Origin of the sequence: Bradyrhizobium sp. 26S5 (assembly GCF_036923295.1) — a bacterium.
GTDB classification, from domain to species: Bacteria; Pseudomonadota; Alphaproteobacteria; order Rhizobiales; family Xanthobacteraceae; genus Bradyrhizobium; species Bradyrhizobium septentrionale.
Genome location: NZ_CP145948.1, coordinates 440983 through 466445 on the forward strand (window position 1 = coordinate 440983; position 25463 = coordinate 466445).

General features: G+C 64.8%; 22 protein-coding genes and 2 pseudogenes. 14 read left to right on the forward strand and 10 right to left on the reverse strand.

Translation table 11 applies throughout. From position 1 onward, the window contains the following. Positions 1–291 precede the first annotated feature (291 nt). Positions 292–3155: pseudogene (gene secA / locus V5279_RS02050) on the forward strand (preprotein translocase subunit SecA). A gap of 48 nt (positions 3156–3203) precedes the next feature. Here the strand turns inward: secA and V5279_RS02055 are convergent. From V5279_RS02055 to V5279_RS02065, 3 genes are all read right to left on the reverse strand, one after another. Beyond that, positions 3204–3620, reverse strand: coding sequence for a cupin domain-containing protein (locus V5279_RS02055; RefSeq protein WP_338694671.1), 417 nt, complete (start codon positions 3618–3620; stop codon positions 3204–3206). A gap of 199 nt (positions 3621–3819) precedes the next feature. Beyond that, entirely contained in the window at positions 3820–4254 is a 435-nt protein-coding gene (locus V5279_RS02060; protein WP_338694673.1) for a VOC family protein, read from the reverse strand. 177 nt (positions 4255–4431) lie between these two features. After that, positions 4432–4875: a MarR family winged helix-turn-helix transcriptional regulator gene (locus tag V5279_RS02065; protein ID WP_016847408.1), complete on the reverse strand. Its 444-nt coding sequence runs from the start codon at positions 4873–4875 to the stop codon at positions 4432–4434. A gap of 178 nt (positions 4876–5053) precedes the next feature. Here V5279_RS02065 and V5279_RS02070 point away from each other — a divergent pair, with 178 nt between their 5' ends. The 9 genes and pseudogenes from V5279_RS02070 to V5279_RS02110 all read left to right on the forward strand — a co-directional run bounded on the left by V5279_RS02070 (position 5054) and on the right by V5279_RS02110 (position 14143). After that, entirely contained in the window at positions 5054–6235 is a 1182-nt protein-coding gene (locus V5279_RS02070; RefSeq protein WP_338694681.1) for a substrate-binding domain-containing protein, read from the forward strand. A 90-nt stretch (positions 6236–6325) separates the two neighbouring features. Beyond that, positions 6326–7507, forward strand: coding sequence for a substrate-binding domain-containing protein (locus V5279_RS02075; protein ID WP_338694683.1), 1182 nt, complete (start codon positions 6326–6328; stop codon positions 7505–7507). Between the two features lie 160 nt (positions 7508–7667). Then, entirely contained in the window at positions 7668–9182 is a 1515-nt protein-coding gene (locus tag V5279_RS02080; protein ID WP_338694685.1) for an amidase, read from the forward strand. Positions 9183–9224: 42 nt separating this feature from the next. Continuing rightward, positions 9225–10082 carry a branched-chain amino acid ABC transporter permease gene (locus V5279_RS02085; protein ID WP_029079578.1) on the forward strand — a complete coding sequence of 286 codons (858 nt, stop codon included), beginning with the start codon at positions 9225–9227 and terminating at the stop codon, positions 10080–10082. A gap of 4 nt (positions 10083–10086) precedes the next feature. After that, complete coding sequence (locus V5279_RS02090; protein WP_338694688.1) at positions 10087–11307, forward strand: substrate-binding protein; 1221 nt, start codon at positions 10087–10089, stop codon at positions 11305–11307. 7 nt (positions 11308–11314) lie between these two features. Then, a complete protein-coding gene (locus V5279_RS02095) occupies positions 11315–12433 on the forward strand; it encodes a branched-chain amino acid ABC transporter permease (protein ID WP_338694690.1) in 1119 nt (372 codons plus the stop codon). Further along, positions 12420–13154: an ABC transporter ATP-binding protein gene (locus tag V5279_RS02100; RefSeq protein ID WP_338694692.1), complete on the forward strand. Its 735-nt coding sequence runs from the start codon at positions 12420–12422 to the stop codon at positions 13152–13154. Before V5279_RS02095 ends, V5279_RS02100 begins: the two co-directional genes overlap by 14 nt. Then, complete coding sequence (locus tag V5279_RS02105; protein WP_338694694.1) at positions 13147–13848, forward strand: ABC transporter ATP-binding protein; 702 nt, start codon at positions 13147–13149, stop codon at positions 13846–13848. The genes V5279_RS02100 and V5279_RS02105 overlap by 8 nt, the downstream gene beginning before the upstream one ends. Positions 13849–13950: 102 nt before the next feature. Next, positions 13951–14143, forward strand: a pseudogene (locus tag V5279_RS02110) (hypothetical protein). A gap of 39 nt (positions 14144–14182) precedes the next feature. Here V5279_RS02110 and V5279_RS02115 read toward each other — a convergent pair. The 3 genes from V5279_RS02115 to V5279_RS02125 all read right to left on the reverse strand — a co-directional run bounded on the left by V5279_RS02115 (position 14183) and on the right by V5279_RS02125 (position 18293). Next, on the reverse strand, positions 14183–14578 hold the full coding sequence (locus V5279_RS02115) for a nuclear transport factor 2 family protein (RefSeq protein WP_338694696.1): 396 nt from the start codon (positions 14576–14578) through the stop codon (positions 14183–14185). Positions 14579–15624: 1046 nt separating this feature from the next. Further along, positions 15625–17100: a murein L,D-transpeptidase family protein gene (locus V5279_RS02120; RefSeq protein WP_338694698.1), complete on the reverse strand. Its 1476-nt coding sequence runs from the start codon at positions 17098–17100 to the stop codon at positions 15625–15627. A gap of 230 nt (positions 17101–17330) precedes the next feature. After that, complete coding sequence (locus V5279_RS02125) at positions 17331–18293, reverse strand: acetyl-CoA carboxylase carboxyltransferase subunit alpha (protein ID WP_029079586.1); 963 nt, start codon at positions 18291–18293, stop codon at positions 17331–17333. Between the two features lie 354 nt (positions 18294–18647). On the opposite strand from V5279_RS02125, the gene V5279_RS02130 reads away from it, so the two are divergent. Beyond that, the gene (locus V5279_RS02130; RefSeq protein WP_166294930.1) at positions 18648–19682 is read left to right on the forward strand and encodes an IS110 family transposase; all 1035 of its coding nucleotides are present in this window, start codon (positions 18648–18650) and stop codon (positions 19680–19682) included. A gap of 347 nt (positions 19683–20029) precedes the next feature. On the opposite strand, the gene xerD is transcribed toward V5279_RS02130, so the two are convergent. Both xerD and V5279_RS02140 read right to left on the reverse strand, forming a co-directional pair. Further along, positions 20030–20935 carry a site-specific tyrosine recombinase XerD gene (gene xerD / locus V5279_RS02135; RefSeq protein ID WP_414645991.1) on the reverse strand — a complete coding sequence of 302 codons (906 nt, stop codon included), beginning with the start codon at positions 20933–20935 and terminating at the stop codon, positions 20030–20032. Positions 20936–21054: 119 nt separating this feature from the next. After that, positions 21055–21201, reverse strand: coding sequence for a histidine kinase (locus tag V5279_RS02140; protein WP_166301615.1), 147 nt, complete (start codon positions 21199–21201; stop codon positions 21055–21057). Positions 21202–21345: 144 nt separating this feature from the next. Between V5279_RS02140 and V5279_RS02145 the strand changes: the two genes are divergently transcribed. From V5279_RS02145 to V5279_RS02155, 3 genes are read left to right on the forward strand one after another with little or no spacing between them, the layout of a single operon-like run. Continuing rightward, complete coding sequence (locus V5279_RS02145; protein WP_029079588.1) at positions 21346–21978, forward strand: shikimate kinase; 633 nt, start codon at positions 21346–21348, stop codon at positions 21976–21978. Then, positions 21975–23117 carry a 3-dehydroquinate synthase gene (gene aroB, locus V5279_RS02150; protein ID WP_338694701.1) on the forward strand — a complete coding sequence of 381 codons (1143 nt, stop codon included), beginning with the start codon at positions 21975–21977 and terminating at the stop codon, positions 23115–23117. Before V5279_RS02145 ends, aroB begins: the two co-directional genes overlap by 4 nt. Before the next feature lie 16 nt (positions 23118–23133). Continuing rightward, positions 23134–24441 carry an HlyC/CorC family transporter gene (locus V5279_RS02155; RefSeq protein ID WP_166301621.1) on the forward strand — a complete coding sequence of 436 codons (1308 nt, stop codon included), beginning with the start codon at positions 23134–23136 and terminating at the stop codon, positions 24439–24441. 150 nt (positions 24442–24591) lie between these two features. Here V5279_RS02155 and V5279_RS02160 read toward each other — a convergent pair whose 3' ends face one another. Together V5279_RS02160 and V5279_RS02165 are read right to left on the reverse strand one after the other, a co-directional pair. After that, on the reverse strand, positions 24592–25041 hold the full coding sequence (locus tag V5279_RS02160; protein WP_338694702.1) for a hypothetical protein: 450 nt from the start codon (positions 25039–25041) through the stop codon (positions 24592–24594). Between the two features lie 125 nt (positions 25042–25166). Continuing rightward, positions 25167–25442, reverse strand: a complete 276-nt coding sequence (locus tag V5279_RS02165) for a BolA family protein (protein WP_029079592.1) — start codon at positions 25440–25442, stop codon at positions 25167–25169. Positions 25443–25463: the final 21 nt, after the last annotated feature.

A 25463-nucleotide genomic window follows, 5' to 3' on the forward strand; every position in this document is an offset into this window, starting at 1 on the left:
AGTCTTGTCAAAATGATGAATTCCTTGACATCTTGCCAGCGTTGACAACCCCCCAAGCGGGCCATATCTCTGGCCAACCGTGTCGGCGGTGAGAGCGCTTATTTTGCTGCGTTTTTCGCCGTTGAACCCAGGATGGCCTGTTTCCCACTCAATTGGCGGAGGAGCCCCGGGTCGGGGCTCGAACCGGAGCGCGTCACGGTGAGTTGATAGGCGATCTGGCGGACCATCTCAGGCTGTAATCCAAGACCTAAATTCGAGACCTAACTCAAGACCGAAGAACAGGAATTTCGCATGATCGGCGCGCTCGCCCGCAAGTTTTTCGGCTCATCCAACGACCGTCGGGTCAAGGGGTATCAGTCCCGCGTCAACGCCATCAACGCGCTCGAGCCCGAGTTGGTCAAACTCACCGACGATGAGCTCAAGGCCCGCACCGCCGAATTCAAGCAGCAGCTCGCCGGCGGCAAGACGCTCGACGACCTCCTGGTTCCGGCCTTCGCCACGGTGCGCGAGGCGGCCAAGCGGACGCTCGGCCAGCGCCATTTCGACGTTCAGCTGATCGGCGGCATGGTGCTGCACGAGGGCGACATCGCCGAGATGAAGACCGGCGAAGGCAAGACGCTGGTCGCGACGCTCGCGGTCTATCTCAACGCGCTCGCCGGCAAGGGCGTCCATGTCGTCACCGTCAACGACTACCTCGCCCGCCGCGACTCCGGCTGGATGGGCCAGATCTACTCGTTCCTGGGGCTGACCACCGGCGTGATCGTGCACGGCCTCGACGACGCCGAGCGCAAGGCGGCCTATGCCTGCGACATCACCTACGGCACCAACAACGAATATGGCTTCGACTATCTGCGCGACAACATGAAGTACCGCCTGGAGGACATGGTCCAGCGCGAGCACTTCTACGCGATCGTCGACGAAGTCGACTCCATCCTGATCGACGAGGCGCGCACGCCGCTGATCATCTCCGGTCCGCTCGACGACCGCTCGGATTTCTACAATACCATCGACACCTTCATGCCGCTGCTGACCAAGGTTGCCGATTTCGAGGTCGACGAGAAGCAGCGCACGGTGACGCTGACCGAAGGCGGCATGGAGAAGCTCGAGAACTTGCTGCGCGACGCCGGCCAGCTCAAGGGCGAGTCGCTGTACGACGTCGAGAACGTCTCCGTCGTGCATCACGTCAACCAGGCGCTGCGCGCACATACGCTGTTCACCCGCGACAAGGACTACATCGTCCGCGACGACGAGGTCGTCATCATCGACGAGTTCACCGGCCGCATGATGCAGGGCCGCCGCTATTCGGAAGGCCTGCACCAGGCGCTGGAGGCCAAGGAGCACGTCACGGTCCAGCCCGAGAACCAGACGCTGGCCTCGATCACCTTCCAGAACTATTTCCGGATGTACCAGAAGCTGTCCGGCATGACCGGCACGGCGCTGACCGAAGCCGACGAACTGTTCGACATCTACAAGCTCGAGGTCGTCGAGATCCCGACCAACCTGCCGGTGGCGCGTCTCGACGAGGACGACGAGGTCTACCGCACCCAGAACGAGAAATACGCCGCGATCCTTGCCGAGATCGAGCGCGCCAACAAGCGGCTGCAGCCGGTGCTGGTCGGCACGGCGTCGATCGAGAAATCGGAAGTGCTGGCCGAGTATCTCAAGAAGCACGGCTACAAGCAGATCGACTTCGGCGCCGAATCCGGCATGGAGAAGCTTTACGCCGCGGCCCGCGCCGGCAAGCCGGCAAAGCTGTTCGCGGTGCTGAACGCGCGCTTCCACGAGCAGGAAGCCTATATCGTCGCGGAAGCCGGCGTGCCGGGCGCGATCACGATCGCGACCAACATGGCCGGCCGCGGCACCGACATCAAGCTCGGCGGCTCGCTCGATATGCGGATCCAGCAGGAGACCGGAGGAATCACCGACGAGGCCGAGAAGGCCAAGAAGATCGAGCTGATCAAGGCCGACATCGAGCGCTTCCGCGAACTCGTGCTGAAGGCGGAAGAGGATTTCGAGGTCGAGCCCGCCAAAGGCAACAAGGCCGCCAAAACCGTGAAGAAGCCGGGCGGCCTCTACATCATCGGCTCCGAGCGTCACGAATCCCGGCGCATCGACAACCAGCTGCGCGGCCGTTCCGGCCGTCAGGGCGATCCCGGCCGCTCGAAATTCTTCCTGTCGCTCGAAGACGATCTGATGCGCATCTTCGGCTCCGACCGGCTCGACAGCATGCTGCAGCGGCTCGGCCTGCAGGAAGGCGAAGCGATCATCCATCCCTGGATCAACAAGGCGCTCGAGAAGGCGCAGCAGAAGGTCGAGGCGCGCAACTTCGACATCCGCAAGAACCTCTTGAAGTTCGACAATGTCCAGAACGACCAGCGCAAGGTGATCTTCGACCAGCGCGTCGACCTGATGAAGGACGACAGCGTGGTCGAGACGGTGACCGACATGCGCCACGCCTTCGTCGAGGACGTGGTCACCAAGCATATCCCCGAGCACGCCTATGCCGAGCAGTGGGACACCGCGGGCCTCAAGGAAGAGCTCAAGCGCGTGCTCGATGTCGACCTGCCGTCGACGAATGGGCCAAGGAAGAGGGCATCGCCGACGAGGAGCTGCTCAACCGCATCGAGAACCATGTCGACGAGCGCATGGCGGCCAAGGTCGCGCAATGGGGCCCCGACGTGATGCGCTACGTCGAGAAGACCATCCTGTTGCAGACGCTGGACCATCTCTGGCGCGAGCACCTGATCATGCTCGACCATCTGCGCCAGGTGATCGGCCTGCGCGGCTACGGTCAGCGCGATCCGTTGCAGGAGTACAAGACCGAGGCCTTCAACCTGTTCCAGGAGATGAGCGCGCATCTGCGCGAGGCGGTCACCGCGCAATTGATGCGGGTCGAGATCGTCCCGCCGGAGGAGCCGCCGCAGCCGCTGCCGCCGATGGAAGCGCACAAGCTCGATCCCAACACCGGCGAGGACGAGTTTGCCCAGGCCCGCCTGACGGAGGCCACCTACGCCCAGGCCTCGCTGGCGCCGGCAATGTCCGCCGCCGACCGCGATCCGAACAACCCCACAAGCTGGGGCAAGGTCGGCCGCAACGAGGACTGCCCCTGCGGCAGCGGCAAGAAGTACAAGCACTGCCACGGGCGGTACGCGTAAGAAGCGACTTCAGTGGGTTGGGCGTATATGGCGGACGCGCGCAGCCCGTCACGCCTGCTGTTCGCCCGATGGCCGTTGAACGATGCTATTTCGAGTGTCGTAAAGCGGCTTGCCCTTGTCGACAATATGAACGGTCAGCAGCTTGATCGTCTTGTCACCGACGACCTTGAAAGCGCCGTGTGGTGTATCCCTCACATTCAAGCCGACGGCGCCAGTCGGGAGGGGCACCTGCTTTCCATCAGGCAATTCGATGGTGCCACCTTCGAGGAAGTAATAGGATTCCTCACCGTGATGGATGTGAAGCGTTGGGGTGTCACCGGGCTTGAACTCGCTGATGCTCGTGACGACTTCCATGTTCGTCCCGGTCAGGTCGCCTCGCTTCAGCTCTTTTCGAAACGGTGAGTCCTGCGCACTCGCCGAAGTGACCAGCATTGCAGCCAAAGCAATTCCGATGATCGCTTTCATGGAAATCGTGCCTCCCTGGAAATAGCGCTAAGTATCGCCACCCAGCTTCTTGGAAATTGCGCATGCCGGCAAGGTGGTTGGCTTGGCAAGGTACATTCCGCACCGCAAACGCGTCCGCTTCCACCGTAGAACCCGGTGCACCCAGCAGCCCCAGACGACGTGGCGGGCACGCTGCCCGCCCGTCGCAGGCGCATCGCCGTCAGCCCGCGTAGGCCCGGTCGAGGTCGGCGATCACGATCTTCTGCATCTTCAGCATCGCCTGCATGACGCGGTCGGCCCTGATGCGGTCGGGATCGCTGAGGTAGCGGCTCAGCGCTGACGGGATCACTTGCCAGGACAGGCCGAAGCGGTCCTTGAGCCAGCCGCAGCGTGATTCCTGGCCGCCGTCGGTGAGCTTCTCCCAGAAATAATCCACCTGCTGCTGGGTCTCGACGCTGAGGAAGAACGACACCGCCTCGTTGAACTTGTGCTGCGGCCCGCCATTGAGCGCGTAGAACCGCTGCCCTTCGAGCTCAAAACTCGCCATGAAATCGCTGACGGTCTCGATCTCAGCGTTCGGAAACACCGATTTGTAGAACGCGACCGCATCGCGGACGTTGTTGTCGAGCCAGAGGAACGGCGTGATCGAAGGCATGACGGGGTGTCCTCGCTATCTGTGGATCGGATGGACCTCAAGCGCTCGGGCGCGAAGGCCGCGCCGCGGGCGCGCCCAAAGGACGCAGCACATGGCCGCGTCCCGACATTTGCAGCCGGTCTTTTTTGAGGGTTCGACAGCGGCGCGCCCGGCCGGTGCATCAGGCCCGGCGCGGCGTCAGTTGGCGCTGCCGATCAGGCTTTCCAGCAGGCGCTTGAGCTCGGTGGTCGACTTGTCGCCATAGCTCTCGACGATGTGCTCTTCCTGGCTCACCGCGAGCGAGTTCAGCCGCCGGCACAGCGCCTTGCCACGGTCGGAGACGAACATCAGCACCTTGCGGCGATCCTTGGGATCCTGGACGCGATAGACCAGGGCGTCCGACACCATGCGGTCGATCATCTTGGTCAGCGTCGGATGGTTGAGCAGCACGGCGTCGGCGAGCTCGCCCATCGAGTGGCCGTTGCCGTCGGACAGAACTTTCAGGATGCGCCATTGCTCGACCGGCACGCCTTCCTTGGCGAGCCGCGTCTCCAACTGCCGGTTGATCTCCCGGTTGGCCTGCGCCAGCAGGTAGGCGAGATGTTCGGTGATCGGGGAATTTTCTTTCGGCGGTTTAGCCACGGCGTGAGACCTGGTTCCTGACCCGGTGAATGAATGTCCGGCAACGCATGCCGTTTCTATATGCACTTCAATTGTTGAATATTCAATATTTTCCCCTAGAATATTCCCCCAACCAAGGGGCGGATGCCGCGACCGCCCGCTGGCTGCGTTGCGTACTGCTTCCCAGACAGGAGTTGGCGTGCTCTCGACGGTCTCTTTCCAGGCGTATGGCGGCATGCCCGTCGCGCCGCCGCACCTGTTTCGCAGCCCGTCATCCAGCGCGGCCGATCTTGCTTTGACCGTTCGGCCAGGCTCCTCGCGCCGGCGCGGCACCGACGGCAAGCTCAGAATCGGCAATTTCATCACCTTCTCGGGCGCGCCCGGGATCTGGGGACCGATCTCGGCCAACAGCGTCATGCTGGCGATCGCCGAGATCAACAAGCGCGGCGGCATCCGCGGCCGCGAGGTCGAATTGTCGATGTACGACGCCGGCGGTCCGATCGAGGACGTGGTGCGCCGCGCCGAGCGCGCGATCGCCTTCGACGAGATCGACGTCATCATGGGCTCGCATATCAGCGCCGTCCGCCTCGCGCTGCGCAAGGTCACACGCGGCCGCATCCCCTATGTCTACACGCCGGTCTATGAGGGCGGCGAGCGGACGCACGGCGTGATGGCGATCGGCGAGACGCCGCGCGCCGAAAGCCGGCCCGCGATCCACTGGCTCACCGAGGTCAAGAAGGCGCAGCGCTGGTACCTGATCGGCAGCGACTATGTCTGGCCCTGGCAGTCGCATCGCGCGGTGAAGCGTTACATCAAGGAAGCCGGCGGCCAGGTGGTCGGCGAGGAATTCGTTCCGCTCGGCGAGGACAATCACGAGCCGCATCTGGCGCGGATCCGCGCCGCGAGGCCCGACGTCGTGCTGATCACGCTGATCGGGACCGACAGCATCACCTTCAACCGCGCCTTTGCCGACGCCGGGCTTGCCGCCACGACGCTGCGCTATGCGGGCGCGATGGACGAGACCGTGATGCTCGGCATCGGCCCCGACGCGACCGAGAACCTGTTCTGCGCCTCCGGTTATTTCGGCTGCGTCGATTCGCGCGCCAATGACGACTTCCGGACCAGCTACCGTGCGATGTTCGGGGCGCACGCGCCGCCGATCGGCTCGGTCGGGCAGTCCAATTACGAGGGCATGCGCTTCCTCGAGGCGGCGGCCAGCCGCGCCCGCTCGCTGTCGCTGGGGCCCTTGCTCGCTGCGGGGCGCAACGTCGTCTACAGCGGCGCACGCGGCACCGTCACCATTCGCGACGGCCGCGCCGAAATGCCGATCTATCTTGCCGAAGCCGACGGTCTCGACTTCAATGTGATCAAGACGATCTAAAATGGTACCGTCGCCGGTGAGGGCGATGCCGCGCTCGCCGCGGCGGGTCGGTGCCAGACAGGAGCAGGTGTGCATTCGAGGCTCAACGTCATGGCAAGAACCTTGAATTACAGGGGTGGAGGCCTCCCGTTCCCGCCATCCCTGCTGTTCAGGAACCTGGCGTCGGCGTCCGATCGGGTATTTTCGCCGATGGATCGCGGTGGTTTCGGTCCGCGCGGTGCGCGGAACCGGCTGCGGATCGGCGGCTTCGTCTGCTGCACCGGCTCGCCCGGGATGTGGGGTCCAGCTGCCACCTCGATCGCGCAGCTTGCGGTCGCCGACATCAACCGGCGCGGCGGCATCCTCGGCCGCGAGATCGAGTTCTCGGTCTACGACGCCGGCGGGCCGCTCGACGACGTGCTCGACCGCGCCGAGCAGGCGATCGCGTCCGACGAAGTCGATCTCATCATGGGCTTGCACACCAGTGCGGTGCGCGTCGCGTTGCGCGACCTCATCACTCGCAGCCGAATCCCCTACATCTACACGCCGGTCTATGAAGGCGGCGAGCGGACGCCGGGCGTCATCGCGATCGGCGAGACGCCGCGCTGGCAGAGCCGGCCGTCGATCCACTGGCTGGCCGAGGCGAAGCGCGCCTCGCGCTGGTACCTGATCGGCAGCGATTATGTCTGGCCGTGGCAATCGCATCGCGCGGTGAAGCGCTACATCAAGGAGACCGGCGGCGAGGTTGTCGGCGAGGAGTTCGTGCCGGTCGGCGAGGACAATCACGAGGCGCATCTGGCGCGCATCCGTGCGGCGAAGCCCGATGTGGTGCTGATCTCGCTGATCGGCACCGACAGCGTGACCTTCAACCGCGCCTTCGCCGATGCCGGGCTCGCCGCCACCACGTTGCGCTTTGCCACCTGTTTCGACGAAACGGCGCTGCTCGGCATCGGCGCCGACAAGACCGAGAACCTGTTCTGCGCCTCCGGCTATTTCCCCGGCGTCGGCTCGCAGGCCGGCGACGATTTCAGGGACCGCTATCGCGCGATGTTCGGTCCGTTCGCGCCGCCGGTCGGGTCGTGCAGCGAGTCCGCCTATGAAGGATTCTGCCTGCTCGAGGCGGCCGCCAGCCGCGCCGGCACGCTGGAGATGCGGCCGCTGCTCGCGGCAGCTGACAACCTCGTCTATCGCGGCCCGCGCGGGCCCGTGACGGTTCGCAGTGGCCATGCCAGGATGCCGATGTATCTTGCCGAAGCCGACGGCCTCGACTTCAGGGTGGTCAGGGCGATCTGAGGCGGGGTGCGGCAGCCTCGTCAGACAGTTTTGCGAAATAATACTTGAAAAGGAAAATATTTCCGTTTTGAATACAGCGACGGGGTGAGCAGTTCGCGTGCCAACGCGACGCTGCTGCCCTTGGATCAATTCCAAAGATCAAAAGCTTCAGGAGAGCGCCGTGACCGTCGTCCTTCCCACGCCAACGCAACTTCGTGCCGTCGCCGAGCAGTGTGGCCTGTCCCTGACCGATGAGGACGTGGCCTCGTTCCGCGGCCTGATGCAGGGCTCGATCGACGCCTACAACGTCGTGGCCGCGATGCCGGACGAACTGCCGGTGGTGAAATATCCGCGCACGCCGGGCTATCGCCCGAGCCCGGAGGAAAACCCGCGCAACGCCTGGTACCGCAAGTCGACCGTGAAGGGCGCGAGTTCCGGCAAGCTCAAGGGCAAGACGGTGGCGCTGAAGGACAATATCATGCTGGCCGGAGTGCCGATGACCAACGGTTCGTCGACGCTGGAAGGCTATATGCCCGATTTCGACGCCACCATCGTCACGCGCATGCTCGACGCCGGCGCCGAGATCGCCGGCAAGGTGCACTGCGAACATTTCTGCCTGTCCGGCGGCAGCCACACCGGCTCCTACGGGCCGGTGCACAATCCGCACAAGATGGGCTATTCGGCCGGCGGCTCGTCGTCGGGTTCCGGCGTCGTGGTCGCGCTCGGCGAGGTCGACATGGCGATCGGCGGCGACCAGGGCGGCTCGATCCGCATGCCGTCCTCGTTCTGCGGCACCTACGGCATGAAGCCGACCTGGGGCCTCGTGCCCTATACCGGCATCATGCCGATCGAGATCTACGTCGACCACACCGGCCCGATGACCGCGACTGTGGAAGACAATGCGCTGCTACTGGAAGTGATCGCTGGCGACGACGGCTACGACCCGCGCATCAAGGCGCCGAAGGTCGAGCAATACAGCAAGGCGCTCGGGGCCGGCGTCAAGGGCATGAAGATCGGCATCCTGAAGGAAGGCTTTGAGCAGCCGACCGCTGAGGCCGCGGTCAACGAAAGTGTCCGCGAGGCGGCCAAGCGCTTCAAGGATCTCGGCGCGTCGGTCGAGACCGTGTCGATCCCGATGCACATGGCCGGCGGCGCGATCTGGACTCCGATCGGCACCGAAGGCCTGACCCAGACCATGATGTTCGGCGACGGCTATGGCCTCAGCCGCTCCGACCTTTATTCGACCTCGCTGATGGATTTCCATCGCGGCTGGCGCCGTCAGGCGGATTCCCTGTCCGAGACCACGAAGCTGTTCATGATGCTCGGCACCTACATCAACAACAATTTCGGTCCGCGCTTCTACGGCAAGGCGCTCAACATCTCCCGCCGGCTGGCCGCGGCCTACGACAAGGCCTTCAAGGACTACGATCTGCTGCTGATGCCGACCACGCCGATGAAGGCGACGAAGTTGCCCGAGGCCACTGCCAGCCGCGAGGAATATGTCGCCCGCGCGCTCGAGATGATCTCCAACACCGCGCCGTTCGACATCACCCATCACCCGGCGATGTCGCTGCCCTGCGGCATGGTCGACGGGCTGCCGGTCGGCCTGATGCTGGTCGGCCGGATGTTCGAGGAGCAGACCATCTACCGCGCCGCGCACGCCTTCGAGCAGGCCGGCGACTGGAAGAAGATGTGAGGCACCGCTTGTCGCAGACGCACAGGGTACGGATCGGACGCCATGGCCACTAGCTTCGCCGCGGCGTTCGAGATCATCAGCTTCGGCGCGATCATCGTCCTGGTCGTGCTCGGGCTCGGCATCATCGCCAGCATGATGGGCATCTTCAACTTCGCGCAGGGCGAATTCGTCCTGCTCGGAGCCTATGTGACCTATCTGGCCTACGCCCACGGGGCGCCGGTCTGGGCCGGCATGATCGCCGCGCCCTTCGTGGTCGGTGCGCTCGGCTTCGTGCTGGAGGCGCTGATCATCCGGCGGTTCTATGCGGCGCCGATCGTGGCGATGCTTGGCACCTATGCGCTTGGTCTGATCATCCGCGAAAGCGTGCGCGGCCTGATCGGCGGCTTCTATCTCACGGTGCCGGAGCCGATCGGCGGTTCGATCGACCTCGGCTCGATCCACATCTCGGCCTGGCGCTTCACCATCATTGTGATCACGCTCCTGGTGATGGGCGGCTGCTATCTCTTGCTGGCGCGCACCAGCTTCGGGCTGCGGGTCCGCGCCACGTTGGAGAACCCGGCGCTGGCGCGCGCCTCGGGCATCTCGACGCCCCTGATCTACGGCGCGACCTTCGCGTTCGGCGCGGCGCTGGCCGGGCTTGCCGGCGCGCTGATCGTGCCGGTGTTCAGCCTCTTTGCCGATCTCGGCATACGATTCCTGATCCAGGGTTTCGTCGCCGTGATGGTCGGCGGGGTCGGCTCCTTCATCGGTCCGGTCGCCGGCGCCGGTCTGATCGGCACGCTCAGCGCGGCGCTGCCATGGGTGATGTCGCCCGTCGTCGCCGACGTCCTCGTCTTCGTGCTCGCGATTGCCTTCATCAAATTCCGGCCGCAGGGCCTCATTGCTGGAAAAGGGGTTTAGACAGATGTCCATCGACCGCACCAATCTCACGCGCCGCCGCTTCATGAGCAACTTTGCCTTCGCGACCGGCGCGCTCGCAACCGGCGTCGGCGGCTGGGTGGTCAGGCCCGACTGGGCCAACGCCGCCGACGGCCCGATCAAGGTCGGCATCGCGACCGATTTGACCGGCCCGATCGCCTATGCCGGCAACGCCGACGCCAACGTCGCCAAGATGGTGATCAAGGAGATCAACGCCGGCGGCGGCCTGCTTGGCCGGCCGCTCGAGCTCTATATCGAGGACACCGCCTCGAACGAATCGGTCGCGGTCGGCAATGTCCGCAAGCTGATCCAGCGCGACAAGGTCGACATGGTGCTGGGCGGCATCACCTCGTCGATGCGCAACGCGATCAAGGATCCGATCGTGGCGCGCGGCAAGACGCTCTACATCTATCCGCAGCTCTACGAGGGCAAGGAGTGCACGCCCTATCTGTTCTGCACCGGGCCGACGCCGGCGCAGCAATGCGACGAGTTCATTCCCTGGCTGATCAAGAACGGCGGCAAGAAGTTCGCGCTGCCGAGCGCCAACTACGTCTGGCCGCATACGCTGAACGTCTACGCCCGCAAGGTGATCGAACAGAACGGCGGCGAGGTCGTGTTCGAGGAATACTACCCGCTCGACCAGGTCGACTTCTCGTCGACCGTCAACCGCATCGTCTCCAACAAGGTCGACGTCGTCTTCAACACCGTGATCCCGCCGGGCGTCGGCCCGTTCTTCAAGCAGCTCTATGAAGCCGGCTTCCTGAAGAATGGCGGGCGGCTCGCCTGCGTCTACTATGACGAGAACACGCTCAACATCAATCAGGCCAACGAGATCGAGGGGCTGGCGAGTTGCCTCGACTATTTCAAGGTGCTGACCAAGGACGATCCGTTCAACGCCAGGCTCCAGGCGGCCTATGATAAGGAGTTTCCCGGCAACATCCTGTTCGCCGCCGGCAGCGCCGCGACCGGAACCTATCGCGGCCTCAAGCTGTGGGAAGCGGCGGTCAAGGAAGCCGGCAAGGTCGACCGCGATTCGGTCGCGGCCGCCCTCGACCACGCCAAGATCGCCGAAGGGCCCGGCGGCCCCGCCGAGATGGTTCCCGGCAAGCGTCACTGCAAGATGAAAATGTACACGGCTGTTGCCAAAGGCGGGAACTATGAGATCGTGGCGCGCAGCAACGGTCTCGTTGATCCCAAGGAATGCTGAGCGATCGATGAGTAGAGCAAAGCAGGCCGTCGCACGCCTCGGCGAGGAGCCAGATGTCGTGACGGGTGAGGGTGCACCGGCCGCAGGCGCGCCGCCGGGACAGGCATCGGCAGGATGGAAGGTCCTGCCGATCGTGGAAGGGCTGGTGCTTTTGATCGCACTGGTCCTGCCGTGGGTGCTTCAGGATTATCTCACGGTGTTCGCCACCCGCGTGGTGATCCTTGCGCTGTTCGCGCTGTCGTTCGACCTGGTGTGGGGCTATGCCGGCATCATGAGCTTCGGCCAGGCGCTGTTCTTTGGTGCCGCCGGCTACGGCGTGGCGCTGATGGCGCGCGACCTCAACGTCACGTCGATCCTGCTGATCCTGCCGGCGGGCGCGCTGATTGGGCTCACCGCGTCGCTGCTGCTCGGCGGCTTCCTCCTGCTCGGACGCTATCCCTCGAGCGTGATCTTCGTCTCGCTCGGCACTCTGACCGGCTCCTATGCCGCGGACCGGCTGGCGCGCGGCTGGTACTATCTCGGCGGCCAGAACGGCATCCCGTCGATCCCGCCGCTCACACTCGGCAGCTACGAGTTCGAGGAGGGGCCGGTCTACTACTACATGGTGCTCGGCATCTTGGTCGTCGTCTACCTGCTCAGCCGCTTCCTGGTCCGTTCGCAATTCGGGCTGGCGCTGGCGGGCCTGCGCGAGAACGAGCAGCGCATCGCCTTCTTCGGCTACAAGGCGCAGCACCTGAAGGCGATCATCTTCGCGGTCGGCGGCACCATCGCCGGTCTGGCCGGCAGCCTCTATGCCTTCCACGAGGGGTTCGTCTGGCCCAACATGCTGGGCGTCGTGTTCTCGACCCAGGTCGTGCTTTACGTCTTGTTCGGTGGCTCCGGCACGCTGATCGGCGCCGTGATCGGCACCGTGATCATCGAGGGCGTCAGCTTCTGGCTGTCGGACAATTACCGCGACGTCTGGCCGATCATCCTCGGCGTGCTGCTACTGCTCGTGATCATGTTCCGTCCGCTCGGGCTGATCTCCTTCGTGCTCGGCGAGCGCGAGCGGGTCGGCAGTTTCGGCAAAGGGCCAAGCAAGGGACCAAACAAGGCGCCAAAGGAGACCGGCAATGCCGCTCCTTGAGGCGTCAGGCATCAGCAAGGTGTACGGCAAGCTCACCGCGCTCGACGGCGCAGGCTTGACCGTCGGCGAGAACGAGTTTCACGGCCTGATCGGCCCCAACGGCTCGGGCAAGAGCACGCTGATGAAATGCGTCGCCGGCGCCGAGGTGCCGACCACGGGCAAGGTCTCCTTCATCAACGCCGACATCACGTCGTTCACGCCGACCGAGCGCGCCCGCGCCGGCATGAGCCTGAAATTCCAGATCACCTCGGTGCTGCCGACGCTGACGCTGTACGACAACATCCTGCTGGCGCTGCAGGCGCAGTCCTCGCTGTTCGATCTGGTGCTCTCGCGCACCCGCAAGAGCCTGCACGATCAGGTGATGACGATGCTGACCCAGTTCCGCCTCGCCGATCGCGCCCATGACGCCGCCGCGGCGCTGTCGCACGGCCAGCAGCAATGGCTGGAGATCGCGATGGCGCTCGCCGGCAAGCCGCGGCTGCTGCTGCTGGATGAGCCGACCGGCGGCATGAGCCTCGAGGAGCGCCGCGTCACCGGCGAGCTGTTGCAGCCGATCAAGCAGCATTGCTCGCTCGTCATCGTCGAACACGACCTCGATTTCATCCGCGACATCTGCGACCGCCTCACCGTGCTCGACCAGGGCAAGGTGCTGGCGTGCGGCACCGTCGCGGAAATCCAGGCCAACAAGAGCGTCCAGGAGATTTATCTTCGCCGTGCCTGACCAATCCTTCCTCGATATCAGGCATCTCGATGCCGGTTATGGCCGCAGCCAGGTCCTGTTCGATGTCAACATCGGCATTCCCTGGCGCGGCGGCGTCGCCGTGCTCGGCCGCAACGGCGCCGGCAAGACCACGCTGATGAAGACCATCGTCGGCGAGCTCGCGAGCTCGCAGGGCGAACTGTTCTTCGACGGCCGCGACATCACGCGGCGCCGCACCGAGGAGCGGGTGCGCTCCGGCATCGGCTATGTGCCGCAGGAGCATTCGGTGTTCGCCCGCCTGTCGGTGCGCGACAACCTCGCGGTCGGCTCGCTGACCAATTCGGATGCCAGCGCGGTCGATCGCGTGCTCGCGATCTTCCCGAAGCTCGGCCAGCGGCTCGACCAGCCGGCCGGCACGCTGTCCGGCGGCGAACGCAAGATGCTGGCGATCGGCCGCGCCATGCTCGGCAATCCAAAACTGCTGCTGCTGGACGAGCCGACCGAAGGCGTCTGGATCGGCGTGATCGAGGAGATCACCGAGCGGCTGATCGAACTCGCCAAGAGCATTTCGGTCGTGATCGTCGAGCAGCATCTCGACCTCGCGCTGCGCGTCGCCGACTATGCTTATGTGCTGGACCGCGGCCGCGTCGCGTTGCAGGGCGAGGCGGGCGAGGTGCGCAACGATCCGGAATTGCTGCGGTATCTGGCGCCGTAGAATCCGTGGTTCCACAGGAACGAACGGCTCCGGCTGCCGTTGGGCAGCGGGAGGAGTTCATCCATGCGTTATCTTTCGATCGTAATCCTTAGTGCTGTTGCCATGATGAGCAGCGGCGTCGCGCTGGCGCAGCAGTTCCGGCACCAAGGCAGAACAGAATGCGTGCTCGCGCGATGCGCAGCGCTTCTGCCGCAAGGACCTCGGCAATGACGGCGCCGTGCAAAACTGTCTGCAGATGAAGCGGGCCAGCCTGAGCTCAAGCTGCAAGAAGGTCTTTGAAAGCCACGGCATGTAGCGATCACCGGCCGGTGCGGTCGCAAATGTCCTTGCCAGGTTAGTGCGACGGTGTTCCGCCGACGTGCTCGACAAGGTGTGCGCGTGAGGGCGACGGCTCAAACCGGTCGGCGAAATACTGCGTTTCGTGCACGACCTGGCCGTCGCGGAATTCCATGATGCTCACCGTATAGGACGGGATGCCGTCATAGGTCAGCACCAATTCGGTGACCCAGAGGTCACCGCCGCCGATCATGCGCTGGATCGTGAAGCGCTTCCTGTTCGGCTGCACCGTGCGGCTCTCCTGAATGTTGCGCCGGCCCCGGATCCGCTCGCCCGATTGCGGATAATCGAGCACTGCATCCTCATGGTAGATCTCATGCTCGCGCGCGAAATCGCTCGCGTCCGACGCCTCCCAATGGCGCTGCAGCGCCGCCCGCACGGTTCGATCATCCATCGCAACCTCCCGGCTGTGCCTCGTGCCGCATCTCACGATCGTCGGCGCGTAGTTGGCAAGAGGAATGTGGTGGCGAAGGGCGGCGATGATGCGGCTATGTGGCTCCTAGAATGCCAGTGAGGTGAGCACGCTTCTCGGGCTCCCTCTCCCCTTGCGGGAGAGGGTGGGGAGGGGTAGCCCCGGGCGAGATGATCGATGAGGGGGCGCGCTCGCAAAATGCGTTTGCTTATCGTCCTGACGAGCTCGGAGAGAGTTCGTCGTGTGGCACCCCTCTCCCTAGCCCTCCCCCGCAAGGGGGGAGGGAACCCTTCCGCCGGTGCTTCCCTGACGCGCCAATCACTGAGTTGCCCGACGGCGCAAGCCCCCGCAGCAAAAATATTTCGCTTTATCAGAAATACAACTCAGTGTTATAAATCCGCCGTCTCACCCGATCGAGGGGCGCTTCGCGATCGTCACGGGTGTTGCGGTGAGATGCGGTGGACGCTGAGCGTGCGAGAGACGAAAGCATGTGACGCGGACGGTGAAGTCGTGTGGTCCTGACGCCCTAGTGGCAGGTGTCCTCTCGCAAGACGCGCAAGCGTTTTCGCGAAGGCGGTGACAAGCAAGCCTAGTCTCGCCGGGGAGAGCACGAAGTAAGCCGTACCCCATCGCGCAGGGAAAGCCGGGATGTTCCCGGTTACACCTGTGGTCCTACCCCCGTGCTTTCTACCTTTGCACGGGGCCCATGGGTGCGATCGGCGCCCGGCTTTCCCTGCGCCCTCTGTTCAAGAGAGGGCGGAACGAAAAGCACGACTCGGACAAATCATGTCGCGAGAATGCGGATGTGTGAGCCATGTGTGAGCCACAAGTGGCGCAACAAATTCGGTGTCGTCCCGGCGCAGGCCGGGACCCATAGCCACCGAAGGTGATTGTTGCGACGCTGGGGCCACAGCTTTCCTCACCAACTCAATCCTGTGGTTATGGGTCCCGGCCTGCGCCGGGACGACACTGTCTTGTCTGGAAAGTTGATCGGTACCGACCGGCGTCGCGACGCAGTCGCGCCGCGCTTACTTCACCGCCGAGAAGCGGGTGTCGAACGAGTTCGACTGCACCACCGGCGCGGAGCCGGCGAGCTGGGTGCCGGTGGCTGCGGGGGCCGGCGCGGCTGCGGCAGTGTCGGTGACCGACGGTTTTGGCGCGGGCTTGGCGGCCTGCTTCGGCTCCGCCTTCGGTGCGACGCGAACCACCGATTGCGGCTTGGCCTCGGCGACCTTCGGCTTGGCCGGCGCGGCAGCGACTGCAGCCGGCGGCTTGGCCGCGGCTGCCGGGGTCGCATCAGCGGTGCCGCCGATCCCGACCTTACGGGCAAAGCTGGAGAAGAAGCCTTCGGACTTGTCGGACGCGTTGGCCGAAGCAACACGGGTGGTGGGCGATGGCGTGGTCGACGACGTCGTCGCCACGACCGGCTGTTCCTGCTGGACCGCCAGATTGGGCCGCGGCGGATTGACCGTGCCGGGGATCGTGCCGGGCGCGCGTGCCAGCGACATCGACTGCAGCGACTGGCTGTCGCCGCCTTCGGACAGACCGGTGTTTCCTTCCGGAATCTTCGAGGCGAAGATCGCGTTCATGCCGCCGTCGATGCCGGTGTTGAGGCGCGCCACCGGCGTGCCCTTGGAGACGAGCTTGGCGGTCTCGGCGGCGTCCTGCTGCTCCTTCTCGCGCACGGCGCTGGCGATCTCGTCGGGGATCACATAGGCCGGGCACTTCGCGGAGGCATCGAACACCGGATCTCGTGTCGCGTTCGGTGCCTTGACCGCGTCGAACACGTACTTCTTCTCGCAGAAGTCGACCTTCGGCTCGTGCTTCGTCACTTCGAAATGATCATAGCCTTCCTTGATCATCTTCCAGAAAGGCATGTTCGGATTGTTGCGGTGCTTGGCCATGTTCACCGGCGTCATCCGGAACGGGTAGGCCTGCAGCTGGAACGCCTTCTGGCCGCCGAAGAACGACTCGCGGCCGAGCGAATAGATTTCCGCGATCTGCTCGTCGGTCATCGCGTAGCAGCCGCGCGACGAACAGTCGCCATGCACCATCAGCTGCGAGCCGGTGCGGCCGAGCGCCTTGTCGAAGGCGTTGGGATAGCCGGTGTTGAACGACAGGTAGTAGGCCGACTGCGGGTTCATCTGGCTCGGGTTGATCGAATAGAACCCCTCGGGCGCCTGGCGGTCGCCTTCGCGGACCTTCGGACCGAGATCGCCCGACCAGCGGCAGATCGGATAGGTCTTGAGCAGCGCCATGCGGCCGGAGCGGTCCTGCTTCCAGACCTCGAGCTCGGCCTCCTGCTTGAACAGGCGGACCAGCATCGGCGACTGCAGATCCATGTCCTTCTCGACCATGGCGGCGAGGAGTTTTGGCGTGACCGGCTGGTTGGCCTTGGCGTTCTGCGCGAGCGAGATCTGGTCGCTGTCACAACCGGCGAGCAAGATACCCGCGGCGAGCACCGCCGAAGTCAGAAGCGCGCGTACGAGCGTGCGATGAGTCAAGTCCGAAGCTCCACACCCACCGGGCGTTATTCGCGACCCCAACACGGCGAATATGCCCTGAAGCCATTGTGTAAAATATTAGCCTTCGACACCCCCAGCTCGCAACCTGAACAGGGGCTGACGGCCCTCACGGTAGCAGGCATGGTTCAAGGAACGTTAAAGACCCTGCTCAGGGCCCAATTACGGCAAAATCAGGCGATTTGGACGAAAAATCGGGCGGTTTGGGCGCCTCAGCCGAGCTTGCGGCCGATATCGAGGAACTTCTGGCGCCGCTGTTTGCGAATCGCGTCCGGATCAAGATTTCGTAGGTCGTTGAGCGCCTGGGCGATGGCGTCGCCCGTGGTCGTGATCATCGCGGCGGGGTCGCGATGAGCGCCGCCCGAGGGCTCCCTCAGGATCTGGTCGATCACGCCGAAGCGCAGCATGTCCTGTGCGGTGATCTTCATGCTGTTGGCGGCTTCCTGCGCCTTGGTGCCGTCGCGCCACAGGATCGAGGATGCCGCCTCCGGCGAGATCACGCTGTAGATCGCGTGCTCCATCATCAACACGCGGTTCGCCGTGGTGATGGCGATGGCGCCGCCCGACATGCCTTCGCCGGTGACGATCGCGACATTGGGCACGCCGAGCGACAGGCAGGCGTCGGTCGAGCGCGCGATCGCCTCGGCCTGGCCCCGCTCCTCGGCGCCGATGCCGGGATAGGCGCCGGCGGAGTCGACGATCGACAGCACCGGGATGCCGAAGCGATCGGCCATCTCCATCAGGCGCACCGCCTTGCGGTAGCCTTCGGGGCGCGCCATGCCGAAATTGTGCTTGATGCGGCTGTCGGTGGTGGCGCCCTTCTCCTGGCCGACCACGCAGATGCTCTCGCCGCGGAAGCGGCCGAAGCCGCCGATCAGGGCCTCATCGTTGGCGAATTTGCGGTCGCCGGCCATCGGCGTGAATTCGGTGATAAGGCCGCCAATGAAATCGGTGAAGTGCGGCCGCTGCGGATGCCGCGCCACCAGCGTCTTCTGCCATGGCGTCAGGTTGGCATAGAGCTCGGTGAGCGCCTGCGCCGCCTTGTCCTCGATCCGTGCGACCTCGTCGCCGATGTCGCTGCCGCTTGCGGCAAGCGCACGCAACTCGTCGATCTTGGATTCAAGCTCGGCGACAGGTTTTTCGAAGTCGAGATAGCTGCGCATCGGGTCGGGCATCAACTCAATATAGGGAGGAAGGGTGCGAGGGGCGAAGCGGTTTCGGCGTAGAGAAGAGAAGTTTTGTAACTTCAATCGGTTAACGCGCATCCGGGCAGAATGCACGCTTCGGGATCGCAGGCAGGTGACGCTCTTTCTGCGGAGATGCCGCCGAAGTCAAGACGGATCAGATGACGGTATCGATGTCTCCGGTCCATGTAGATGGGGTAACGGGCCGGCCGCCCGCTCGCTACGGCGCGATTTGGAAGCGCGCTCGCGAGCGGCCTGTTGGTTGGAAGGCGGTCGTCCCTCAAACTGATGGTGTCAATAAACGGAGTCGGGCAAGCCCGCTCCAAGCATCATTAAGGGACGACCATGTACCACTATGCAGGAATCGACGTGTCTTTGGAATGCTCGAGCGTCTGCCTTGTCGATGGGACAGGTAAGATTTTGCGCGAGGCGAGGGTTGCGAGTGAGCCGGAGGCCTTGATCACCTGGTTGCGGTCGCTGGGGTTGGTGCTGGAACGGATCGGGCTGGAGGCTGGTCCGCTGTCGCAATGGCTCTACGCAGCGATGCGGGATGCGGGCCTGGCAGTCGAACTGTTGGAGACGCGGCACGTCCGCGATGCCTTCAAGGCGATGCCGGTGAAGTCGGACCGCAACGATGCCCGCGGGATCGCGCAACTGATGCGGCTGGGCTGGTTCCGGCCGGTGCACTGCAAGTCGATCGAAGCGCAGGAGACGCGGGCGGTTCTGACGGCACGCAAGCTGCTGCAGTCCAAGCTGCGCGACATCGAGAACAGCCTGCGCGGCGTGCTCCGCGGCTTCGGTCTGAAGGTCGGCACGACCACCGAGCGCACGTTCGCCGAACGCATCCGGGAGCTCGTAGCGGGCCATCCCGGACTTGAGATCGTGGCACAGGCGCTGCTCGAAGCCCACGCCGTGCTGCGGCGCGAGTTCAATGGCCTGGATAAGCACACCCAAAAGCTCGCCAGGTCGCACCCTCAAGCCCGCCTCCTGATGACGACACCGTCCGTCGGCCCGATCGTGGCGCTTACCTACGCCTCGGCGGTCGACGACCCGAAGCGCTTCCGGTCCTCGAAGGCGACGGGAGCGCATTTTGGCCTCACCCCGAAGAAGTACCAATCGGGCGAAACCGACTATACCGGCCGCATCAGCAAGATCGGCGATGCCTCCGTGCGCGAGGCGCTCTATCAGGCGGCTCACGTCATGCTGACCAAGCCGGTCAGGAACTGCTCGGCGCTGAAAGGCTGGGCGATGCGGATCGCCCGGCGCGCAGGCCTGCGCAAGGCCAAGGTGGCGCTCGCACGCAAGCTCGCCGTCGTTCTGCATCGCATGCTCGCCGACGCCAAACCGTTCAACCCGATGGCCAAGGCCTCGGCAACCTAAGCAAGGAGCAGCAATCGGTTCTGGGCGGGCCACGACACCAGGCTCTCCCTGAGCGAGGTCCCTGCGCCGGGACGATGGATCCGGTCAGGCCGCCATCCGGGAAGTGGCTCACAACCACGCTTCCGTAGATTGGCCGGCCGGCTCCTCAATGCACCCCATCAGGCGACGGCCTTCGCGCCGATCCCGTACAGAAGCAAGTGCCCGGCGAGTGGATCACGCAAAAAGGGATTGACTTACAAAGGCCCGTTACAGAAGCCCGGATGAAGCGAAGCGAAATCCGGGACAAGTCGACCCCCGGATGGAGCGTCTCCGGATTTCGCTTGCGCTGCATCCGGGCTACGGACGGCTTACGATTTCTCGGCCAGCGGATGCAGGTCGCGGACCAGGCTCTTCAGCCGCTCCTCGACCACATGGGTATAGATCTGGGTGGTCGAGATGTCGGTGTGGCCGAGCAGGGTCTGCACGATGCGCAGATCCGCGCCATTATGCAGCAAATGGCTGGCGAAGGCGTGGCGCAGCACGTGCGGGGAGACCAGCCGCGGCGCCAGTCCGGAGGCGGCGGCGAGCTCCTTGAGGTCGCGGGCAAAATGCTGCCGGGTCACATGGCCGCTCTCACTGGAGGACGGAAACAGCCATTTCGACGGCGCGGCCTTCTTCGCCTTCGGCTGCATCACCTCGATCGCCGCGAGGTAGTCCGCCATCGCCTGGCGCGAGGCGTCGTTCAGCGGCACCAGCCGCTCCTTGTTGCCCTTGCCGCGCACCACGATCATCCGCGCATCGCGCCGCGCCGCGGAGACCGGCAGCGATACCAGCTCGGAGACGCGCAGGCCGGTGGCGTAGAGCACCTCGAGCAGGCAATAGAGCCGCAGCGCGCGCAGCCGCTGCGCCGGCGAGACGTCGGTCTGGGTCAGCTCCTTGGCGCGGGTCAGCATGCGGTCGACGTCGGCGATCGACAGCACCTTGGGCAGGCCGCGGCCGCGCTTCGGCCCGGACAGGATCGCGGCCGGATCGTCGCCGCGGACCCGCTCGTCGAGCAGGAAACGATAGAGATGCCGCATCGCCGACAGCCGCCGCGCCACGCTCGACGACTTGAAGCCCCTGGTATCGAGGTCGGCAAGGTAGCCGCGCAGCACCTCGGTGTCGGCGCCGGTGAAATCGGTGCCGGCATGGGCGAGGTAGTCGGAGAAGTCGGTCAGGTCGCGCCGGTAGGCGTCGAGCGTGTTGGCGCCGGCGCCCTGTTCCGCGGCGAGCATGTCGAGGAACAACGCGGTCAGCTTGGCGTCGGAGGACTTCGGCTGAGCAGTCTTGGCCGGAGCCTGTGCGGGGGTCTTGGTGATCTTGGCGGAAGCGGGCATGCCAAGACTCATAGCGCCTATTTCTTGAGGAACTTATCCGGCGGGATGGTCACGGACATTTCCCGCGGCTTCGGGGTCACGAAATTCGCCAGCGCGAAGATGACGCCGTAGCCGATCCCGAAAATCACGGCGACGACCGTCAGGAAGCGGAACAGGCTGGGCATGGAGGCGACTCAGGGAGCGAATTAACCAATGAAATCATCCAACATGTTCCCCGCGCCGTTGCAAGAGTCGCTGGTAACGGTGTCGCCGGGGGTAGTATAGGTGGCTCGAATTCTGAACAATTCGTCCCGATATCCGAGCTTTTTATGTCCGACGCAGCCGTACCGGCGCCCACCCACCCGACCCTGGAGGCCGACATTGCGGCCGCGCTGGGGACGCGGTCGATCGTGCTGGTCGGCATGATGGGGGCCGGCAAGTCGACCATCGGACGGCGGGTGGCGGCGCGGCTCAAGCTGCCGTTCGCCGACGCCGACACCGAGATCGAGGCGGCGGCGAGGATGACGATCCCGGAGATCTTCGAGACCCATGGCGAGCCTTATTTCCGCGACGGCGAGGCGCGGGTGATCGCCCGCATCCTCGACAGCGGCCCGATCGTGCTTGCGACCGGCGGTGGCGCCTTCATGCGCGAGGAGACCCGCAACCGGATTCGCGACCGCGCGATCTCGATCTGGCTCAAGGCCGACAGTGATATCATCATGCGCCGGGTCCGCCGCCGCGCCGATCGTCCGCTGCTGCACACCGCCGACCCCGAGGCGACCGTCAACCGGCTGCTCAGCGAGCGCGAGCCGGTCTACCAGAACGCCGATCTGACGATTGCCTCGCGCGACGTGCCGCACGACCGCATCGTCGACGAATGCCTCGAGGCTCTGCATGCGCATCTGTGCGGCGCGCGCCCGGCCGACGAGCCACCATCTGATGGATTGAACGCGACCTCATGACTGCGCCCGTGAAACATTCCGCCTCCGTTACCGTCGACGTTGCGCTCGGTGACCGCGCCTATGACATCGTCATCGGCCGCGACGTGCTGCAGTCGCTCGGCGAGCGCGTCGCGGCGCTGCGGCCCGGCGTGCGCACCGCCATCGTCACCGACCGCACCGTCGCCAAGCATTGGCTGGAGCCGACCGAAGCCTCGCTCAAAGCTGCAGGCGTGCCGACGTCGCGGATCGTCGTCGAGGAGGGCGAGAGTTCGAAGAGCTATGCCACCCTGACGCAGGTCAGCGAAGCGCTGGTCGCAGCGAAGATCGAGCGCAACGATCTGGTGATCGCGCTCGGCGGCGGCGTGGTCGGCGATCTCGCCGGATTTGCGGCCGCGATCCTGCGCCGCGGCGTCGATTTCGTGCAGGTGCCGACCTCGCTGCTGGCGCAGGTCGATTCCTCCGTCGGCGGCAAGACCGGCATCAACTCGCCGCAGGGCAAGAACCTGATCGGCGCCTTCCACCAGCCGGTGATGGTGATTGCCGACACGTCGGTGCTCGACACGCTGTCGCCGCGCCAGTTCCGCGCCGGCTACGCCGAGGTCGCGAAATACGGCATTCTCGGCGATGAGGCCTTCTTCGCCTGGCTCGAAAAGAACCACGCCGACATCGTCGCAGGCGGCGCCGGGCGCGAGCACGCGATCGCGACCTCCTGCCGCGCCAAGGCCGCCATCGTCTCCCGCGACGAGCGCGAGACAGGCGAGCGCGCGCTGCTCAATCTCGGCCACACCTTTGGGCACGCGCTGGAAGCCGCGACCGGCTTCTCCGACCGCCTGTTCCATGGCGAGGGCGTCTCGGTCGGCATGGTGCTTGCCGCTGAATTCTCGGCGCAGCTCGGCATGATTTCGTCCGACGATGCTACGCGCATCGCGCGTCATCTGTCCGCGGCAGGATTGCCGACGCGGCTGCAGGATATCGCAGGCTTCACGCAGGAAGGTCTTGCCGACGCCGACGCGCTGCTGGCGCTGATGGCGCAGGACAAGAAGGTCAAGCGCGGCAAGCTCACCTTCATCCTGCTGGAGGCCGTCGGCCGCGCCGTGATCGCCAACAATGTCGAGCCACAGCTGGTGCGCGACTTCCTGCAAGCCAAGCTGAAGGCCTAAACCACGGATCAAGCCAGTGGGCTGGTTAACCTTCTCGATCGTGCTGGTCTGTCTCTTCATCTCCGCGTTCTTCGCGGCGAGCGAGACGGCGCTGACCGGCGCCTCGCGCGCCAGCATGCTGCGGCTGTCGAAACAGGGCAACAGCGATGCCGGCGTGGTCTCGAAGCTGATCAACATGCGCGAGCGCATGATCGGCGCGCTGCTGCTCGGCAACAACATCGCCAATATCGGCGCCTCGGCGCTGGCGACCGGCGTGTTCACCGCCTGGTTCGGCGATGTCGGCGTGCTCTACGCCACCGCGGTCATGACCGTGATGGTCGTGGTGTTCGCCGAGGTGCTGCCCAAGACCATCGCGATCAACGCGCCCGACCGCATCTCGCTGCTGGTCGCGCGGCCGATGCGGCTGACGATCTTCGTGCTGGGGCCGCTGCTCACCATCATCGAGACCATCGTGCTGGCGCTGATGAAGCTGCTTGGCATCAAGGTCGGGACGCATCAGGCGGTGCTGTCGCCGACCGAACGCCTGCGCGGCGCGGTCGATCTGCTGCATCACGAGGGCAAGGTCGAGAAGCAGGATCGCGACATGCTCGGCGGCCTCTTGGATCTGAGCGAGCTGCAGGTCTCCGACGTGATGGTCCACCGCACCGAGATGACCATGGTCAACGCCGACCTGCCGCCCGAGGAGCTGGTGCGCGAGGTGCTCGCCAGCGAATACACCCGCATCCCGCTGTGGCGCGAGAAGCCGGAGAACATCGTCGGCGTGCTCCACGCCAAGGACCTGCTGCGCGCGATCCGCGCCAATGAGGGCGACATGTCGGCGATCGACGCCTCCGCGATCGCGCTGCCGCCGTGGTTCGTGCCGGAGATGCGCCCGGTCTCCGAGCAGCTGAAGGCGTTCCGCCGCCGCAAGACCCACTTCGCCCTCGTGGTCGACGAGTATGGCGAGGTCGAAGGCATGGTGACGCTGGAGGACATCCTGGAGGAGATCGTCGGCGACATCTCCGACGAGCACGACGTCGTTGTCGCCGGTGTCCGTGCGCAGCCGGACGGCTCGGTCGTGGTCGACGGCTCGGTGCCGATCCGCGATCTCAACCGCGCGATGGACTGGCGCCTGCCGGACGAGGAGGCGACCACGGTCGCCGGCCTCGTGATCCATGAGGCGCGCTCGATTCCCGATCGCGGCCAGAGCTTCACCTTCCACGGCTTCCGCTTCCGCGTGCTGCGCCGCGAGCGCAACCGCATCACCGCGCTGCGCATCGTCGCAGTCCCGCGCGAGGCCGAGCACGACGAGAAGAAGCCGAAGCGGGCGGGGACGGCGTTTTAGTCCTGGTACCGCTAACGCAGGCCTATCCCCGTCACCCTGAGGAGCCGCGAAGCGGCGTCTCGAAGGGTCGACGGCCACCAGCCGGGCCGTGCATCCTTCGAGACGCGCTACGCGCTCCTCAGGATGACGGGTCTGATAGGCACGCCAGTGCTACTCGATATCGATCGAGATGCCCGACAGCTTCCAGGCACCGTCGGAGGCGATGAAGCCGAGCTGATACTTCACCTGCTTCGGCGTGGTGTCGAAATGGCCCTTCAGCCGCAGCACGCCCTTGTCGTCGATCTTGGCGTCCTCATCGAGCACGATCGGCCTGGCGACCACGGCGTCGAACACGGCGTGCTTGTCGACCAGGTCCTTGAAGATCGTCTTCAGCTTGTCGGGCGGAAACTGGTCGCGGAACGGTTTTGAGATCTTGGCGTGGAACACGGAGAAATTATTCGCCGCCACCGCATCGTTGAGCGACACTAGGATGCTCTTGATCAGCACCTCCTGGACGAACGGGCTCGGCATATCCAGCGCCGCGGCCGGGCGGATTGCACAGATCAGGAGCAGGCCGGCGGCGGTTGCGATCGACCGGAGGCGTGGCCAGCAAGGGATCATCAACGGCCCCACATAGATCGGTGGCGATGCGATACGCTGACCTGCCCGCATATGGTGCAGGTCCGTCGCCGAGTATCCGTCCTCAATAAAGGAAAACTGTGGCGGCGTCTTGAGGCCAGCGCGAACTAGCGCGGCTTTTCCCCGAGGGCGTGTGCATGGATCGCCAGCGCGTGCACCGAGCCGGCGAGTTCCTGCGCCAGCGTCGCATTTATCATGCGATGGCGTTCGATCCGGCTCTTCCCTTCGAAGGCCGGAGACACAATATATACACGGAAATGCGTCTCGCCGCCTGGCCTGTGCCCGGCGTGGCCCTCATGCAGATGTGACTCATCGACCACGTCGAGGCTTTCCGGCAAGAAAGCTTCACGCAACTTGTTTATGATAGTGTCTTTGGTGCTCATGGCGGCGGAGTTAGGTCCGCG

Bases quoted from the DNA above. Each gene is read 5' to 3' on its own strand.
- V5279_RS02075 (WP_338694683.1), top strand. From the start codon at position 6,326: ATGGCAAGAACCTTGAATTACAGGGGTGGAGGCCTCCCGTTCCCGCCA.
- aroB (WP_338694701.1), top strand. From the start codon at position 21,975: ATGACTGCGCCCGTGAAACATTCCGCCTCCGTTACCGTCGACGTTGCG.
- V5279_RS02160 (WP_338694702.1), bottom strand. From the start codon at position 25,041: ATGATCCCTTGCTGGCCACGCCTCCGGTCGATCGCAACCGCCGCCGGC.
- V5279_RS02165 (WP_029079592.1), bottom strand. From the start codon at position 25,442: ATGAGCACCAAAGACACTATCATAAACAAGTTGCGTGAAGCTTTCTTG.
- V5279_RS02130 (WP_166294930.1), top strand. From the start codon at position 18,648: ATGTACCACTATGCAGGAATCGACGTGTCTTTGGAATGCTCGAGCGTC.
- V5279_RS02140 (WP_166301615.1), bottom strand. From the start codon at position 21,201: ATGCCCAGCCTGTTCCGCTTCCTGACGGTCGTCGCCGTGATTTTCGGG.
- V5279_RS02095 (WP_338694690.1), top strand. From the start codon at position 11,315: ATGAGTAGAGCAAAGCAGGCCGTCGCACGCCTCGGCGAGGAGCCAGAT.
- V5279_RS02090 (WP_338694688.1), top strand. From the start codon at position 10,087: ATGTCCATCGACCGCACCAATCTCACGCGCCGCCGCTTCATGAGCAAC.
- V5279_RS02125 (WP_029079586.1), bottom strand. From the start codon at position 18,293: ATGCCCGACCCGATGCGCAGCTATCTCGACTTCGAAAAACCTGTCGCC.
- V5279_RS02100 (WP_338694692.1), top strand. From the start codon at position 12,420: ATGCCGCTCCTTGAGGCGTCAGGCATCAGCAAGGTGTACGGCAAGCTC.
- V5279_RS02115 (WP_338694696.1), bottom strand. From the start codon at position 14,578: ATGGATGATCGAACCGTGCGGGCGGCGCTGCAGCGCCATTGGGAGGCG.
- xerD (WP_414645991.1), bottom strand. From the start codon at position 20,935: ATGCTCGCCGCGGAACAGGGCGCCGGCGCCAACACGCTCGACGCCTAC.
- V5279_RS02085 (WP_029079578.1), top strand. From the start codon at position 9,225: ATGGCCACTAGCTTCGCCGCGGCGTTCGAGATCATCAGCTTCGGCGCG.
- V5279_RS02060 (WP_338694673.1), bottom strand. From the start codon at position 4,254: ATGCCTTCGATCACGCCGTTCCTCTGGCTCGACAACAACGTCCGCGAT.
- V5279_RS02055 (WP_338694671.1), bottom strand. From the start codon at position 3,620: ATGAAAGCGATCATCGGAATTGCTTTGGCTGCAATGCTGGTCACTTCG.
- V5279_RS02145 (WP_029079588.1), top strand. From the start codon at position 21,346: ATGTCCGACGCAGCCGTACCGGCGCCCACCCACCCGACCCTGGAGGCC.